At 68.8% G+C, this 16,502-nt stretch carries 11 protein-coding genes and 1 pseudogene; 7 read left to right on the top strand and 5 right to left on the bottom strand.

Translation table 11 applies throughout. From position 1 onward, the window contains the following. The coding region (gene ffh, locus B1A78_RS08425) for a signal recognition particle protein (RefSeq protein WP_179102013.1) at nucleotides 1-1,392 on the bottom strand (1,392 nt) is incomplete at its 3' end. A 419-nt stretch (nucleotides 1,393-1,811) separates the two neighbouring features. On the opposite strand from ffh, the gene B1A78_RS08420 reads away from it, so the two are divergent. The 6 genes from B1A78_RS08420 to B1A78_RS08395 all read left to right on the top strand — a co-directional run bounded on the left by B1A78_RS08420 (nucleotide 1,812) and on the right by B1A78_RS08395 (nucleotide 7,825). Further along, the gene (locus tag B1A78_RS08420; RefSeq protein ID WP_077146522.1) at nucleotides 1,812-3,443 is read left to right on the top strand and encodes a bifunctional diguanylate cyclase/phosphodiesterase; all 1,632 of its coding nucleotides are present in this window, start codon (nucleotides 1,812-1,814) and stop codon (nucleotides 3,441-3,443) included. A gap of 107 nt (nucleotides 3,444-3,550) precedes the next feature. Next, nucleotides 3,551-4,357, top strand: coding sequence for a diaminopimelate epimerase (gene dapF / locus B1A78_RS08415; protein ID WP_077146521.1), 807 nt, complete (start codon nucleotides 3,551-3,553; stop codon nucleotides 4,355-4,357). After that, nucleotides 4,354-5,574, top strand: a complete 1,221-nt coding sequence (locus B1A78_RS08410) for a MiaB/RimO family radical SAM methylthiotransferase (RefSeq protein WP_083733969.1) — start codon at nucleotides 4,354-4,356, stop codon at nucleotides 5,572-5,574. Before dapF ends, B1A78_RS08410 begins: the two co-directional genes overlap by 4 nt. Beyond that, nucleotides 5,571-6,497, top strand: coding sequence for a signal recognition particle-docking protein FtsY (gene ftsY / locus B1A78_RS08405; protein WP_077146520.1), 927 nt, complete (start codon nucleotides 5,571-5,573; stop codon nucleotides 6,495-6,497). Before B1A78_RS08410 ends, ftsY begins: the two co-directional genes overlap by 4 nt. After that, the gene (locus tag B1A78_RS08400) at nucleotides 6,494-7,174 is read left to right on the top strand and encodes an inner membrane-spanning protein YciB (RefSeq protein WP_077146519.1); all 681 of its coding nucleotides are present in this window, start codon (nucleotides 6,494-6,496) and stop codon (nucleotides 7,172-7,174) included. Before ftsY ends, B1A78_RS08400 begins: the two co-directional genes overlap by 4 nt. Nucleotides 7,175-7,252: 78 nt before the next feature. Beyond that, entirely contained in the window at nucleotides 7,253-7,825 is a 573-nt protein-coding gene (locus B1A78_RS08395; protein WP_077146518.1) for a urate hydroxylase PuuD, read from the top strand. Between the two features lie 51 nt (nucleotides 7,826-7,876). On the opposite strand, the gene B1A78_RS08390 is transcribed toward B1A78_RS08395, so the two are convergent. From B1A78_RS08390 to B1A78_RS08375, 4 genes are all read right to left on the bottom strand, one after another. Further along, complete coding sequence (locus tag B1A78_RS08390; protein ID WP_077146517.1) at nucleotides 7,877-8,431, bottom strand: gamma carbonic anhydrase family protein; 555 nt, start codon at nucleotides 8,429-8,431, stop codon at nucleotides 7,877-7,879. Then, nucleotides 8,428-10,677 carry a spermidine synthase gene (locus B1A78_RS08385; protein WP_077146516.1) on the bottom strand — a complete coding sequence of 750 codons (2,250 nt, stop codon included), beginning with the start codon at nucleotides 10,675-10,677 and terminating at the stop codon, nucleotides 8,428-8,430. Before B1A78_RS08385 ends, B1A78_RS08390 begins: the two co-directional genes overlap by 4 nt. A gap of 61 nt (nucleotides 10,678-10,738) precedes the next feature. Next, nucleotides 10,739-11,737 (bottom strand): porphobilinogen synthase, encoded by a 999-nt coding sequence (gene hemB, locus B1A78_RS08380; protein ID WP_077146515.1) that lies wholly within the window; start codon nucleotides 11,735-11,737, stop codon nucleotides 10,739-10,741. Nucleotides 11,738-11,819: 82 nt separating this feature from the next. Then, nucleotides 11,820-13,379, bottom strand: coding sequence for a M23 family metallopeptidase (locus tag B1A78_RS08375; RefSeq protein WP_077146514.1), 1,560 nt, complete (start codon nucleotides 13,377-13,379; stop codon nucleotides 11,820-11,822). Between the two features lie 280 nt (nucleotides 13,380-13,659). On the opposite strand from B1A78_RS08375, the pseudogene B1A78_RS08370 reads away from it, so the two are divergent. Further along, a pseudogene (locus tag B1A78_RS08370) lies at nucleotides 13,660-16,472 on the top strand (helicase-related protein). Nucleotides 16,473-16,502 lie beyond the last annotated feature (30 nt).

The following is a 16,502-nucleotide window of genomic DNA, read 5'->3' as shown; positions in this document are numbered from 1 at the left end:
GCCCCCGCCGCCGCCCATTCCGCCCATGCCGCCGCCACCCATGCCGGGGATGCCGCCCTTGCCGAACAGCGCGCCGAGGCCTTTCAATCCGCCCATCTTGCGGATCTTCTTCATCGCGGTCGCCATTTCCTGGTGCATCTTGAGCACCTTGTTGACCTGTTGCACCGTGGTGCCCGAGCCGTTGGCGATGCGGATCTTGCGCTTGGCGGTCAGGATTTCGGGCTTCGCGCGCTCCTTGGGGGTCATCGAGCCCATGATCGCGTCGAAGTGGACGAGCATCTTGTCGTCGGCGCCGCCCTGCGCCATCGCGACTTGCGCCTTCTTGATCCCGGGGATCATGCCGGCGAGCGCGCCGAGGCCGCCCATGCGGCGCATCTGGTTGAGCTGGGTGCGCAGGTCGTTGAGGTCGAAGACGCCCTTGGCCATCTTCGCGGCCATCGCCTCGGCCTCTTCGGCCTGGATCGTTTCGGCGGCGCGTTCGACGAGGCTGACGACGTCGCCCATGCCGAGGATGCGGCCCGCGATGCGCGAGGGCTGGAAGAGTTCGAGCCCGTCGAGCTTTTCACCGGTGCCCGCGAACTTGATCGGCTTGCCGGTGACCGCACGCATCGAGAGCGCGGCACCGCCGCGCGCGTCGCCGTCCATGCGCGTGAGCACGACACCGGTGAGCGGCACCTGGTCGGTGAAACGCTGCGCGACCTGCACCGCGTCCTGACCCGTCAGGCTGTCGACGACGAGCAGGGTTTCGGCGGGGTTCGCGGTGCGCGACACCGCCTGCATTTCGTCCATCAACTGCTGGTCGACATGGAGGCGGCCCGCGGTGTCGAGCATCAGCACGTCGAAGCCCTGGAGCTTCGCGGCCTGCAGCGCGCGCTGCGCGATTTCGGTCGGCTGCTGGCCGGCGACGATCGGCAGCGTCGCGACGTCGATCTGCTGACCGAGGACCGCGAGCTGTTCCTGCGCGGCGGGGCGATTGACGTCGAGCGACGCCATCAGCACCTTCTTGCGCTCCTTGTCCTTGAGCCGCTTCGCGATCTTCGCGGTCGTCGTCGTCTTACCCGAGCCCTGGAGGCCGACCATCATGATGACGGCGGGCGGGGCGACGGCAAGGTCGAGCTCGGCGGTTTCGGAACCGAGCATCTCGGTCAGCGCGTCGCTGACGATCTTGACCACCTGCTGGCCCGGGGTGACCGAGCGCAGGACATTCTGGCCGATCGCGAGTTCGGTAACCTGATCGACGAAGCTGCGCACGACGGGCAGCGCGACGTCGGCCTCGAGCAAGGCGATTCGCACTTCGCGCATCGCGGCGCGCACGTCGGCCTCGGTCAGCGCGCCGCGGCCGCGGAGCTTTCCGAAAACATCGCCAAGCCGGTTGCTCAGACTGTCGAACACTGCCAAAATCCTTGCTTTCGACGCCCGCAACGCAAAACACGCCGGTGAGCGAAACCTCGCCAACCAGCGGTATCCGTGGACAGGTTTTCCGTCGCGGATGTCGATATGCCCGGTCGCAAAATGCGGCCTGACGGCGGCGCCATTACGGGAAATGGGCGGGAAAGGCAAGCCGAAGACCGCACAAATGCGCCCGTCCTTCCGCTTCGTCACCCCGGACCCGATCCGGGGGCCTGCTTCCTTCGCTCATTTCATGAGATCACGCCAATCATTCGCGCGAGAAGCGGGACCCCGGGTCAAGCCCGGGGTGACGACAAGGCAAAAGCCACCTCCGTGGCCCAGGGCGTTCACCCCCCAAACTTAACGCAAATTTCACCGCTTCGGGCGCAAAAGAGCCGCTGATTGTGGGGGACTAGCGACCTATGGCGACAGCCGCACCGCCGAAACAGCCCGACCGCGCCGAGGGCGCAAAACGCGACGTCGTCGCGGGCGGCATCGTCGTCGCCGCGATCATATTGTTCGTCGGCACCGGCAGCACGGTCATGCAATCGATCGTCCGCGCGCTGTCGGGCATCGGCGGCGGCACCGACCAGGTGCTCGCCGCGACGCTGATCCTGAACATTGCGCTGATCCTGTTCGGCTGGCGCCGCTACAACGACCTGCACCGCGAAATCCGCGAGCGCACCGAGGCCGAACGGCGCGCGCGTTACCTGGCCGACACCGACCCGCTGACCAATTTCCTCAACCGCCGCGCGATGCTTGAACAGGGGCAGGCACTGGTCGCCGATGCCGCCGCCGAGCGGCGCCATGTCGCGCTGTTCCTGCTCGACCTCGACCATTTCAAGACCGTCAACGACATCCATGGCCATGCCGCGGGCGACCGGTTGCTGCAGGTCGCCGCCGAACGCATCGCCAGCGTTTTGCCGCCGAGCGCGTTGATGGCGCGGCTGGGCGGCGACGAATTCGTCGCGATGCTGATGTTCGATCCGGCGGGCACGGCGCATATCGAAGCGCTCGCGTCGCAACTCGTCACCATCCTCGAGGAACCGGTGACCCACGATACGCAGCAGATCCGCATCGGCGCCTCGATCGGCCTGTCGCTCGCGACCGAGGCCGACACCAGCATGGACACGCTGGTGCGCCAGGCCGACATCGCCATGTATCATTGCAAGGACGAGGGGCGGAACCGCTTCTGCTGGTTCGAGGCGGGCATGGAAATGGCAGTGCAGGTCCGCAACCAGATCGAGACCGGCATCCGCAGCGGCATGCCGCGCGACGAATTCGTGCCCTTTTTCGAACCACAGGTCGACATCGCGACCGGCCGACTCGTCGGTTTCGAGATGCTGATGCGCTGGGATTCGCCCGAGCATGGCATGATCGAGCCCGACCGTTTCATCCCGGTCGCCGAGGACAGCGGCCTGATCGGCGAGCTGTCGCTGCGCGTCGTGCGCCACGCGATGGAAATCGCCAAGGGATGGGACCCGTCGATCACGCTGGCGGTGAATATCTCGCCGCAGCAATTGAAGGACCCGTGGTTCAGCCAGAAGCTGACCAAGCTGCTCGTCGAGACGGGATTTCCGCCGAGCCAGCTCGAGGTCGAGATCACCGAAAGTTCGCTGTTCGAGAATCTGCCGCTCGTCCGTTCGATCGTCACCAGCCTGAAGAACCAGGGCGTGTCGCTGAGCCTCGACGATTTCGGCACCGGATACAGCTCGCTGTCGCACCTGCGCGCGTTGCCGTTCGACCGGATCAAGATCGACCGCAGCTTCGTCGCCGCGATGCAGGGCAGCCCCGATGCGCAGGCGATCGTCGTCGCGATCGTCCGGCTCGGCGAAAGCCTGGCGATGCCGATCACCGCCGAGGGGGTCGAGGACGAGGCGACCGCGATCGAGCTGACGCGGCTCGGCTGCGCCAAGGCGCAGGGCTGGCATTATGGCAAGCCGGCATCGGCGACAGCGACCGCGAAGCTGCTCGCCGAACGCGGCCTGCTGCGGTCGCCGGTGGTGGCGGATGCGGGGGCGACGGCCGAGGAAGAGCGGCGCAAGGCTGGATAAGGCCCTCCCCTCCCTGCAAGCGAGGCGAGAGTGAGGAAGCCACGGTCGCGCGGCATAACCCCGCCTCGCCTAGACTTCGCGGCGCCCTGCCCTTACATGCGCGGGATATGGCGGATCGCTTCACCAAGATGCACGGGCTGGGCAACGACTTTGTCGTGATCGACGCGCGGGAGAACGCCGTCGCGATGACCCCGGCGCGCGCGCATGCGATCGCCGACCGGCGGCATGGCATCGGATGCGACCAGCTGATCCTGCTCGAACCGTCGACCAAGGCCGATGTGCGGATGCGCATCTTCAACGCCGACGGCAGCGAGGTCGAGGCGTGCGGCAATGCGACGCGCTGCGTCGCGACGCTGCTGGGCCAGCCTTCGGTGATCGAGACACTGGGCGGGATGCTGCGCGTCACCCCGGCCGACGGCGGCGCCGAGGTGGTGCTGGGCGAGCCCGAATTCGACTGGGAGCATATCCCGCTCGCGATGCCGATGGACACGCGCGACATGCCCGTCGCGTGGGACGAGCTCGAGCATGGCGCCGCGGTCAATGTCGGCAACCCGCACATCATCTTTTTCGTGCCCGAGGCCGATGCGGTCGATCTCGGCGAACTCGGCCCGCGGATCGAGACCGACCCGCTGTTCCCCGAGCGCGTCAACGTCAATGTCGCGAGCCTCGACGGCCCCGATTGCCTGCAACTGCGCGTGTGGGAACGCGGCGTCGGGCTGACGCAGGCGTGCGGCACCGGCGCGTGCGCGACCGCGGTCGCGGCGATCCGCGCGGGCAAAGTCAAGTCGCCGGTCACGGTGTCGCTGCCCGGCGGCGACCTGATCATCCGCTGGGCCCCCGGCGAGCCGATCGTGATGAGCGGCGCGGCGACACGCGTGTTCGAGGGCGAGACCGACTGGGCGCAGTTCGGATGAGCATCGATATTTTGGACGGCCCGGCGGTCGTCAATTTCGGGTGCCGGCTGAACATCGCCGAGGGCGAAGCGGTGCGCGCCGCGGCGACGGCAGCGGGGGCACGCGACACGATCATCTTCAACAGCTGCGCGGTGACCGACGAGGCGGTGCGGCAGGCGCGGCAGGCGGTACGGCGCGCGCTGCGCGAACGGCCGGGGGCCGAGGTCGTGGTGACCGGGTGCGCAGCCGAGCTGGAACGCGACGCCTTTGCGGCGATGGGCGCGCGGGTTGTCGGCAACGACGTGAAGGGTTTGGCGCAGAGCTATGGCGCCGGCGCGCCCGGGGTGCGCAGCGACGTCTATTCCCCCGCCCTCTCGGGCGCCGACCATGCGCGCGCCTTCCTCGGCGTGCAGACGGGCTGTTCGCACAGCTGCACCTTTTGCGCGACGGTGATCGCGCGCGGGACCGCGCGGTCGGCGACGGTCGCGGCGGTGCTCGACAGCGCGCGCGTCGCGCTGGATCGCGGGCAGCGCGAGATCGTGCTGACCGGGGTCGACCTTGCGAGCTATGGCGACGACAGCGGGACGACGCTGGCCGCGCTGGTCGAGGCGTTGCTGGCGCTGCCGATCGAGCGGCTGCGGCTCTCCTCGCTCGACCCGAACCGGATCGACACCGCCTTGTTCGCGCTGCTGACCGGCGAGCCGCGCTTGATGCCGCATGTCCATCTGTCGCTGCAAGCAGGCGACGACATGATATTGACGCGGATGAAGCGGCGGCATCGGCGAGCCGAGGTCGTCGACCTCGTCGCGCGGCTCAAGGCGGCGCGGCCCGAAATCGCGATCGGCGCCGACCTGATCGCGGGCTTTCCGACCGAGGATGACGCGATGTTCGCGAACAGCCTGGCGCTGATCGACGAATGCGACATCGTCTTCGGCCATATCTTTCCCTATAGCGCGCGCGCCGGGACGCCTGCGGCGCGGATGCCGCAGGTCGGACGGACGGTGGCGCGCGAGCGGGCGGCGGTGCTGCGCGAAGCCAATGCGCGGCGACGACACCTTTGGATGGACGGACTGACGGGAATGACGACGAAGATGCTGGTCGAACGCGACGGGCGGAGCGGCCATGGCGAGAATTTCGCGAGCCTGATGCTGGCAAGCGACGCGGTGCCGGGGAGCATCGTGCCGGTGCGGATCGGCGCGCGCGACGGCGACCGGCTGCTTGCGGAGCTGGCCGCATGAGCGGCGCAAGCTGGAGCGAGCGGCTGTTCGGCGGGCTCAAGCGCACGTCGGAGAAGCTCGGCGAAAATCTGTCGGGGCTGACCGGCAAGGCGCGGCTCGACGAAGAGGATCTCGACCGCATCGAAGAGGCGCTGATCACCGCCGACCTCGGCCCCGCGATGGCCGCGCGCATCCGCGACCGGCTCGCCGCACGCCGCGACGCGGTGGCGAGCGGGACCGAGGAGCTGCGCCGCATCGTCGCCGAGGAAATCGCCGCGGTGCTGCGCCCCGTTGCCGAACCGCTCGAGATCGACGCCTTCCCGCGCCCGCAGGTGATCCTCGTGATCGGGGTCAACGGGTCGGGCAAGACGACGACGATCGCCAAGCTCGCCCACCTGTTCCAGGAACAGGATTATGGCGTGATGCTGGTCGCGGGTGACACCTTTCGCGCCGCCGCGATCGGCCAATTGAAGGTCTGGGCCGAGCGGCTGGGGGTGCCGATCATGGCGGGCCCCGAGGGCGGCGACGCTGCCGGCATCGTGTTCGATGCGGTGAAACAGGCGACCGCGACGGGCATCGACGTGCTGATCGTCGACACCGCGGGGCGCCTCCAGAACAAGCGCGAGCTGATGGACGAGCTCGAGAAGATCAAGCGCGTGCTCGGCCGCCTCAACCCCGCGGCGCCGCACGATGTCGTGCTCGTGCTCGACGCGACGACGGGGCAGAATGCGCTGTCGCAGATCGACGTGTTCCGCGAGGTCGCGGGGGTCACCGGGCTGGTCATGACCAAGCTCGACGGCACCGCGCGCGGCGGCGTGCTCGTCGCCGCGGCCGAACGCCACGGCCTTCCCATCCACGCGATCGGCATCGGCGAAACCATCGACGATCTTCGCCCCTTCGATGCCGACGAGATCGCGGGCATCATTGCAGGAAATATCCGATGAGCGAGCAGCTCGACCAATTGCCGACCGGCCCCGAGGCCGTCCCCGCGCCGCCGCCCGCCAAGCATGGCTGGCTGAATTTCGTCATCGATTTCGGGCCGCTGCTGATCTTCTTCCTCGTCTACAAGTTCAGCTCGGGCGGCAGCGGCGCCTTTGCCGCGACGACCGCGGCGATCAAGGGCACCGTCGCCTTCATGGTCGCGATCATCGCCGCGATGATCGTGTCGAAATGGAAGCTCGGCAAGATTTCGCCGATGCTGTGGCTGTCGAGCATCCTCGTCATCGGCTTTGGCGCGCTGACCGTCTATTTCCACGACGAAAGCTTCATCGTGATGAAGCCGACGATCATCTATGGCGCCTTCGCGCTGCTGCTGCTCGGCGGCTATTTCGCGGGCAAGCCGATGCTGAAATATCTGCTCCAGTCGGCGCTCGAGGGGATCACCGAAAGGGGCTGGATGCTGCTGTCGCGCAACTGGGGGCTGTTCTTCGCCGCGCTCGGCATCGCGAACCATGTCATGTACGAGCTCATCCAGGCGAAGCAGATGAGCTTCGACCTGTGGCTGACGATCAAGGTGTGGGGCATCACCGCGCTGTCGTTCCTCTTCACGCTGACCCAGCTGCCCGTGATGCTGAAGAACGGGCTCGCGCTGCCCGAAGAAGCGACCGCCGACAAAAGTTGAACGCGGCCCCCGTCGCTGGCATAGCCGTGCCCGGGCACCGGGTCGCGCCGCGCCCCATAACAAGCGAGGGGGACTTTCATGGACAAATTTTTCGGTAATCTGCACGCCGTGCTGGGCGCGGGGCTGGTGCTCGCGATCATCCTGATGCTGGGCCTCAACGGCCAGAATTTCGAGGATGGCGGCGCGGCCGCACTCGCCGTCATGCGCTGGCTGCACACCTTTTTCGGCATCCTGTGGATCGGGCTGCTCTATTATTTCAACTTCGTCCAGATCCCGACGATGCCCAAGATCCCCGCCGAGCTAAAGCCCGGCGTGTCGAAGCATATTGCGCCCGCCGCGCTGTTCTGGTTCCGCTGGGCGGCGCTGGCCACGGTGCTGCTGGGCCTCGCGATCGCTGGCCACGCCAAATACCTCGTCCCCGCGCTGACGCTGCAGGACCCGTACAAGCTGATCGGCGTCGGCATGTGGCTGGGCCTGATCATGGCGTTCAACGTGTGGTTCGTGATCTGGCCGAACCAGAAGAAGGCGCTGGGCATCGTCGAGGCCGACGATGCGACCAAGGCCAAGTCGGCGAAGACCGCAATGATCTTTTCGCGGACCAACACGCTGCTGTCGATCCCGATGCTCTATGCGATGGTGAGCTTCAGCTAAGCCGCAACGACCGTTTCAAAGAGGGCGCCTCGGGAAACCGGGGCGCCCTTTTTATTGTCCCTCGACCGCCGCCTTGTGCATGCGGCCGTTCATCACATAATGCGCGACGCCGACCTGCATGCCCGCGGCCTGTTCGTCGCCGATCTCGCGCACCCGGCGCGCCGGCGAGCCCGCCCATAGTTCGCGGCTGGGGATTTCCTTGTTCTCGGTGAGCAGCGCGCCCGCGGCGAGCATCGCGTCGCTGCCGATGCGGCAGCCGTTCATCACCGTCGCCTTCAGCCCGACGAACGCGCGGTCGTCGAGAATGCAGCCATGGACCATCGCGAGATGGCCGATCAGTACATCCTCGCCGATGATCGTCGGGAAGCCTTCGGGCCGGTGCGGCATCGGGCCGTCGCAGTGGACGACGCTGCCGTCCTGGATGTTCGAGCGCGCGCCGACCTCGATATGGCTGACGTCGGCGCGCAGCACGCAATTGTACCAGATGCTGACGTCGGGACCGATGCGCACGTCGCCGATGATGCGGCATCCGGGCGCGATGAAGGCGCTGGGATCGATCTGCGGCGTCTTGCCGTTCACGGTGATGATGCTGACGTCGTGGGTCATTCGCTGCGTCCTCCGATGATATTCTTCCAGATCAGGATCGGCAGAGTCGAGGCATAATCGTCGGTCCAGCGCGAAAAGCCCGGCCGCGATTCGAGCGCGACCCACGCGCCGTCCTCATAGCCGCGCGGGAGCGGGCGGAGGCCGCCGGTCAGCTGCTCCATGCGCTGCGGCGTCGCGGTGAAGGCGACCCAGTTCGAACTGGTCAGCGCGCTGGCGGCATTGCCGTCGCCCGCCGGGTCGAGGCGGATCGCCGCGCTCCACCCGCGTGCCTTCGCCTCCGCCGACAGCACCGGCTGGAGATCGAAGAAGCGGTTGGAGATATGGATCAGCAGCACGCCATCGGGCTTGAGCGCGCGGGCATAGATGCCGATCGCCTCGGCGGTCAGCAGGTGCAGCGGGATCGCGTCGGACGAGAAGGCGTCGATGACGAGGATGTCGAACTGTGCCGGGGGCATTTGTTCGATGCGCAGCCGCGCGTCGCCGACGACGATCGGCGTGTCGCCCGCGCATTTCGACAGGAAGCTGAATTTTTTCGGATCGCGCGCGATGTCGACCATCACCGGGTCGATTTCGAAGATCGTCCATTGCTGGCCCGGTTTGCGGTAGCAGGACAAGGTCCCCGCCCCCAGCCCGACGATGCCGACTGCGGCATCGGGGCCGGCGAGTTCGGTCGCCTTGTCGAGCGTCAGCCCGACCCCCGATTGATGGCCATAATAGGTGGTGGGTTCGAGTTCGTGCCCCGGCTGCGTATTCTGGAGCCCGTGGAGCGTCGTGCCATGCGCCAGCCGGCGCTGTTGCGTGGCCGGGTCGTCGGTGACGGTATAGACGCCGAAATAACTGCGCACGCGCATCCCGTCGGCGCCCTTTTGCAGCGTATCGACCCCGCCGACGCCGAGCATCAGCATCGCGAGCACCGCGATATAGGCCCAGCGCCAGGCGACGACGAGCAGCCCGACGAGCAGGATCAGCCCCGCCCACAGTCCGTTGCTGCCCTGGAAGGTGCCGTCCCAGCCCTCGACGAGGTTCCAGCAGGCGAAGGCCGCGACGACGAGCATCGCGAGCACATAGGGGATGGGGTTCCTGACCTTCAGCCATTCGTTCCACGGCAGGAAGGGCGGCAGCGGCAGCAGCGCCGCGGCGGCGAGCACGAGGATTGGATGTTCATAGACCCAGTCGAATAGCAACGGCGCGAACAGTGCCGCGAACAGCCCGCCGACGACGCCGCCCGCCGACATGACGAGATAGAAGAGGGTCAGATGCTGCGGCGCCGGGCGCAAATGGTGGAGATAGTCGTGGAGCGCGGTGGCGACGATGAACAGCATGACGAGGCTCATCAGCGCGACGAGCATCGAGCCGCCGCCGGTGCTGAGCAGCGCCTGTCCGCCGGCGATCAGCAGCACCGCCGGGGCAAGCACGCGGAAGGTCTGCTTGAGCGCATCGACGTTCGAAAAGGCGACCACGAAGCTGAGCAGGTAGAGGCCGAGCGGCAGCACCCAGAGCAGCGGCATGGCGACGATGTCGGTGGTGAGGTGCGTCGTCGTCGACAGCATGAGCCCCGACGGCACGGCGGCGATGAGCAGCCAGTGGAGCTGGCGCCGCAGCGTCGGGCGCGGTTCGTCGGCGGCGGGGGCGACATCGGCGGCCGCGACCGCATGGCTGCGCCAGCGCGCCGCGGCGGCGGCCGCGACAAGGCCGACGAGCAGCGCATAACCGGCCGTCCAGCCCCAGCTTTGCGCGGCGAGCGGCAGATTGGGCTCGACGAGCGCGGGATAGGAGATCAGCCCCGCGAAGCTGCCGAGGTTCGAGGCGGCATAGAGATAATAGGGATCGCCCGCGCGCGCGTCGGCGGCGAACCAGCGCTGGATCAGCGGCGCCTGTGCCGAGACCGCGAAGAACACCGGGCCGATCGAGGCGAGCAGCAGCAGCGGCACCCACAGCGCCTCCTGCCCCGGTGCCGGCGGCGCGATGGCGGCGATGCCGATCGGCAGCCACAGCGCCGCGACGAGCAGCAGCGCGACATGGATCATCGCCTGGCGCCGCACCTGGAAGCGGCCGAGCCAATGCGCATAGGCGTAGCCGCCGAGCAGCAGCGCCTGATAGACCAGCATCGCGCTGTTCCACACCGCCGGGGCGCCGCCCAATTTGGGCAGCACCATGCGCGCGACCATCGGCTGGACCTGGAAGAGAAGGAAGCTGCCGACCAGGATGGTCAGCACGAAAAGCCAGCGCCGCGGTGTTGCCGTCATGGGTGGGTCGGTCCCTCGTTCAAACGAAAAGGTTGAGCTGGAAAGGCGCCGGCGGAGCGGGTCAGCCGGCGAGCAGGCGCGCCGCGTGGAGCGCATGATAGGTGAGGATGCCCGAGGCCCCGGCGCGGCGGAAGGCGAGCAGGGTTTCGAGGACGAGCGCGTCGCGATCCCCCGCGCCGGCGGCCGCCGCCGCCTCGATCATCGCATATTCGCCCGACACCTGATAGGCGTAGACCGGGACGGCGAAATGGTCCTTCACCGCGCGGACGATGTCGAGATAGGGCAGCCCGGGCTTGACCATCACGCTGTCGGCGCCCTCGGCCAGGTCCTGTGCGACCTCGCGCAGCGCCTCTTCGGCGTTGGCGGGGTCCATCTGATACCCCTTCTTGTCGCCCTTGAGCAGCCCGCGGCTGCCGACCGCGTCGCGGAAGGGGCCGTAAAAGGCCGAGGCATATTTGGCGGCATAGCTCATGATCTGGACATGGCCGAAGCCTTCGCCCTCGAGCGCGGCGCGGATCGCGCCGATGCGGCCGTCCATCATGTCGCTGGGCGCGATGATGTCGGCGCCGGCGCGCGCCTGGTTGAGCGCCTGGCCGACGAGCACCTCAACCGTTTCGTCGTTGAGGACATGGCCGCCGTCGTCGACGAGCCCGTCCTGCCCGTGGCTGGTATAGGGATCGAGCGCGACGTCGGTGAGCACGCCGATCTTGTCGCCATGCGCCGCCTTGATCGCACGCACCGCGCGGCACATCAGATTTTCGGGATTGAGCGCTTCGGCGCCGTCCTCGCTGCGCCGCTCGGCCTCGGTATAGGGAAAGAGCGCGAGGCACGGGATGCCCGCGGCGATCGCGTCGGCGGCGCGCAGGGCGATCAGGTCGACCGACCAGCGCGACACGCCGGGCAGGCTGGCGAGCGGCTCCTCGACCCCCTCGCCCGCGCAGACGAACAGCGGCCAGATGAGGTTGGCGGGCGTGAGCTGGGTTTCGCGCGCCATCGCGCGGCTCCACGCGGTGCGGCGGGTGCGGCGCAGGCGCAGCTCGGGAAAGGCGGCGTGAGTCATGGCGCGTGCATAGCGGGGCGGCGGCGCGCGGCAAATGGATATTGCGGATGCTCGCCCCTCGCCCGCGGGAGGGAAAAGGGAATCAGATTCCGCCGCCGGCGCGTTTCGAGGCGACGTCGGCGAGGCTGCCGAGCTTCGGGCCTTCGACCTGTTTCGCGGCGACCGGAGCCATCGCCGCGCCGGGGGCGACCGCGGTGAGCTGGCGGATGCGCGCGCGGAAATCGGCGAGCGCCTTGCCCTCGAGCCGGGCGCGGGTGACGAAGCTGACCGAGGCGGGGTTCACCGCGACGCCGTTGCGATAGACTTCGAAATGAAGGTGCGGGCCGGTCGAAAGGCCGGTCGAGCCGATATAGCCGATGACCTGGCCGGCACTGACCCGCTGGCCGGGGCGCACCGCGATGCGGCTCATATGACCATAGCCGGTGCCCATGCCGCCGCCGTGGGCGAGCTTGACGAAATTGCCATAGCCGCCGTGACGCCCGGCGATCGTCACCGTACCGTCGGTCACCGCATAGATGGGCGCGCCATAGCCACCGCCATAATCGACGCCGCTGTGCATACGCTTGTAGCCGAGGATCGGGTGGCGGCGCATGCCGAAGCCCGAGGTCTGGCGGCCGTTCGACGGGCGCACCATGCCGCCGCGCGTTTCGCCCGCGCCCGACGCCTCGAACCATTGCAGGCGGCCGTCGACGGTCCATTCGATCATCGAGAGCTTCTGCTTGCCGCCGCGAACAAGGCCCGCATAGAGCAGTTTTCCGACCTCGGTCTCGCCGGTTTCGGCGCGGCGATAATCGACGATGATGTCATATTCGTCGCCGGCGCGAACATCGCTGGCGACCGAGATCTGCTTGCCGATGACCCGCAGATACGCCTGGATCGCCTCGGGCGGGGCGCCGGCGGCGCGTGCCGAGCGATAGAGGCTGTCGCCGACGCGGCCGCGGATGCGCAGCGGGGTCGCGTCGACCGCAATCGGGATGCGGCGCATCACGAGCTGTCCGTTCATCCGCTCCATCTCGATGCGCAGGTCGAAGCGCGCGCGCATCGCGAGCGCGTCGACCGGGCGCGGCATGGTGCGCGCGGCGCGGCGGCCGAGGATGAGGTCGATGCGCGTACCCGGTGCGATGTCGGCGAGCGGAACCGCCGAGGAAACCTGGCGGGCGAGTGCCTGCGCATCGGCGCCGCCGACGCCCGAGCGTTCGAGCAGGCGCGCGAAGCTGTCGCCGCTGCCGAGCGTGGCGGTGAGTTCGATCTGCGGCCGTTCGGGGGTCTGGGTGAGCGGGCGCACCGCGTCGGTCGCGGCCATGTGGCGGCCGGTGTCGCCGCCGAGCGCGAGCGGCACGATCATCTGCGCGCGCGCTTCGTTGAAATCGGCGCTGCCGAGCGCGGCGCTGCCACCGGCGTGGAGCGGCTCGATCCCCGGAAAGGTCGCGATCGCCGCACCGCAGAGCAGCGCCAGCGTCGCGAGGCCGCGCCACCAGGTGCGCGAGCCGATATTGTCGCCGAGGTCGGGAACGAGGTCGAGATGCGCGAGCCGGTCGCGCAGCGCCTCGTGCCAGTTGAGGTCGGGGACCACATCGGCGGCGCCGTTGCGGCCAAAGGGAATCGCCTGCGTCATCGACAGCGCGGCGGCATTGCCGGTCATCCCCGCGATGGGTTCGTGACGCTGGAACAAGATTGCAACCCCCACGCGATCGGTGCTGCCGCCTCCCGCGCCAGCGCCGTCGATGATTTTCCGACCGTTCGTCTGTAAAGAAAGACCGTTAAAGTCAATTTAATGGACGGCGGCGCGAAAGGCGTTGCGACGGGCCGTGGCGGGGGCGGGACATGGCGAGACGGGGCGATAAATTTACGCTTTCGCCCCGCCATCCATCGATCGCCTGTTGCACCGCAGCGCGGGCCATGCCAGCTTGACCCTCAAGAAAATGTCTTCTCCCGCATCCACCCCGGTCAAGGCCGTCCTTGGCCCCACAAACACCGGCAAAACCCATTTGGCGGTCGAGCGCCTGACCGCCCGGTCGAGCGGCATGATCGGCTTTCCGCTACGCCTGTTGGCGCGCGAGGTTTACGATCGGGTGGTCGCGATCAAGGGCGACCGCCATGTCGCGCTGGTCACCGGCGAGGAGCGGATCATGCCGCCCGACGCGCGCTACCTGCTCGGCACGATGGAAGCGCTGCCGATCGAGCGCGACGTCGCCTTCGTCGGCATCGACGAGGCGCAGCTCGGCGCCGATCCCGAACGCGGCCATGTCTTCACCGACCGCATGCTGCGCGCGCGCGGCCGCGAGGAGACGATGATCCTGGGGTCGGCGAGCATCCACGGGCTCGTCCGCGACCTCGTTCCCGAGGCCGAGATCATCACCCGGCCGCGCTTTTCGACCCTGAGCTATGCCGGATCGTGCAAGCTGTCGCGGCTGCCCAAGCGCTCGGCGGTCGTCGCCTTCTCGGCCGAGGAGGTTTACGCGATCGCCGAGATGCTGCGCCGCTTCGCGGGCGGCGCGGCGGTGGTGATGGGCGCGCTCAGCCCGCGCACCCGCAACGCGCAGGTCGAGATGTTCCAGGCGGGCGAGGTCGACTATCTCGTCGCGACCGACGCGATCGGCATGGGGCTGAACCTCGATGTCCAGCATGTCGCCTTTGCGAGCCTGCAGAAATTCGACGGACGGCGGCTGCGGCGACTGACGATTTCCGAAATGGCGCAGATCGCCGGGCGCGCGGGGCGGCACCAGCAGGACGGGACCTTCGGCACCGTCGGCCTGCCGCAGGGCGGCTTCACGCCCGAAGAAATCCACGCGATCGAGGGACATCATTTTCCCCCGCTGCAGAGCATCTACTGGCGCAATCCGACGCCGGGCTATGCGACGCTCGACCAATTGCTCGCCGACCTTGCCCAGCCGCCGTCGCATCCGCGGCTGCGCGCCGCGCCCGAAGCGGTCGACCTCGCCGTGCTCAAGCATCTGGCGGGCGACATGGAGGTGCGCGCACGCGGCAGCGATTTCGACGCGGTCCAGCGCCTGTGGGACGCCTGCGGCCTCCCCGATTTCGAACAATTGGGCGCCGAGCATCACAGCCGCACCATATTCAAGCTGTGGCAGTGGCGGACGAGCGGCGACGGGATGATCGATCCCGACTGGTTCGCGCGCAAGCTGGCGCGGCTCGACATCGTCGAGGGCGACATCGACCAGCTCGCGAGCCGCATCGCCGCGGTGCGCACGCTCTGCTTCATCGCGCAGCGCGGCGACTGGATCGCCGATGCGGCGGGCTGGACCGCGCAGACGCAGGCGCTCGAGACGCGCCTCTCCGACGCGCTGCACGCGGCGCTCGCGCAGCGCTTCGTCGACCGGCGGCTCGCGCTCCTGATCCGCGATGCGGGGCAGCGCGGCGCCGCCTTGCCCGTCGCGGTCGGTGCCGACGGCACCGTCGCGGTCGACGGCGAGGCGATCGGCACGCTCAAGGGATTCCAGTTCAAGGTCGATGCCAAGGCGCGCGCGAGCGACCATCGCCTGCTGCTCGCGGCGGCCGAAAAGCATCTGCGCGCCGAGATGGCGCGCCGCGCCGCGGCGCTTGCCGAGGGCGACGACGGCGCGCTGTCGCTGATCAGCGTCGCGGGCGAAGCGCCGCGGATCGCGTGGAACGGCGACGTTGTCGCGACGCTCGCCAAGGGGCCGACGCTGGTCCAGCCCGCGATCCTCGTCGAACCGGCGCTGCGCCGGCTCGAGGTGCCGCAGGTCCAGGCGATCGTCGAGCGGCTGCAGCGCTTCGTCGCCGCGCAGCTGACGCGCCACGCCGCGCCGCTCGCCGCGATGGGCGAGGCCGCGGGCGATCTGTTCACCCCGCCGCGCGTGCGCGCGCTGCTCGCGGCGCTGGTCGACGGCGGCGGCTTCGTCGCGCGCGACCGGGTCGACGACCAGCTCGCCGCGATGAGCCCCGATGAACGCCCCTTGCTCCGCAAGATCGGACTGACGATCGGCTCGCTCGACCTGTTCCACCCGCTGCTGCTCAAGCCCGAGGCGGTGCGCTGGCCGCCGGGCTGCTCGCCGCACAGCAGCCCGGCGGCCGCCTGCCCGCGCTGCCGCCGCACGGCGCGGTGTGGCAGAAGGACGGCCCCGCCGTCGGCCTCGGCATCGCGGGCTTTCGCCGCTGCGGCGAGGGCTGGCTGCGCATCGACATGGCCGAACGGCTGGCGCGGCAGGCGCATGCCGCGCGGCTGCAGGCCGATGCCAAGCCCGCGGCACCGATCGCCGGCGGCGACGAACATGACGAGGACCATGGCGGGCATGAGGTGGCCGCCGTGCCGCCGCCCGCAGGGTTCGTCATCGACCCGGCGCTCGCCACCTCGCTGGGGCTCGATACCGCGGCGCGGCGCGGGCTGCTCCAGGCTTTCGGATTCCGCGGCGTCGGCGAGCCCGAACTCGACCGCTGGCGCTGGTCGGGCCATCGCGGCCGCGACAAGAAACCGCGTCCCAAGCATCCGCACAAACCGGGCCAGAAGCCCGGCCAGAAAACGGGCGGACGGCCGCAGCAGGCGCGGCCCGACGCAGCCGCCAGGACCAGCCAGCCCGCCGCCGCGCCCGGCAAGCCGCACAAGGACAAGAGGCGCAAGGGCGGCAAGCCCGGCACGCCGCCCCCGCGCCAGGACCGGCCCGACCGCGCCGAGCGGCCGGTACGGCGCGGTCCGTCACCGCACAGCCCCTTTGCCGGCCTGGCCGCGATGCTCGCCGACGCGCGGAAAGACTGATGCCGGCGCCGGGTGCAGCGGGGAGCATCA

The sequence above is a fragment of the Sphingopyxis sp. KK2 genome (assembly GCF_001990265.1).
GTDB lineage: Bacteria > Pseudomonadota > Alphaproteobacteria > Sphingomonadales > Sphingomonadaceae > Sphingopyxis.
This window is presented reverse-complemented; position numbering and strand designations above follow the sequence as displayed.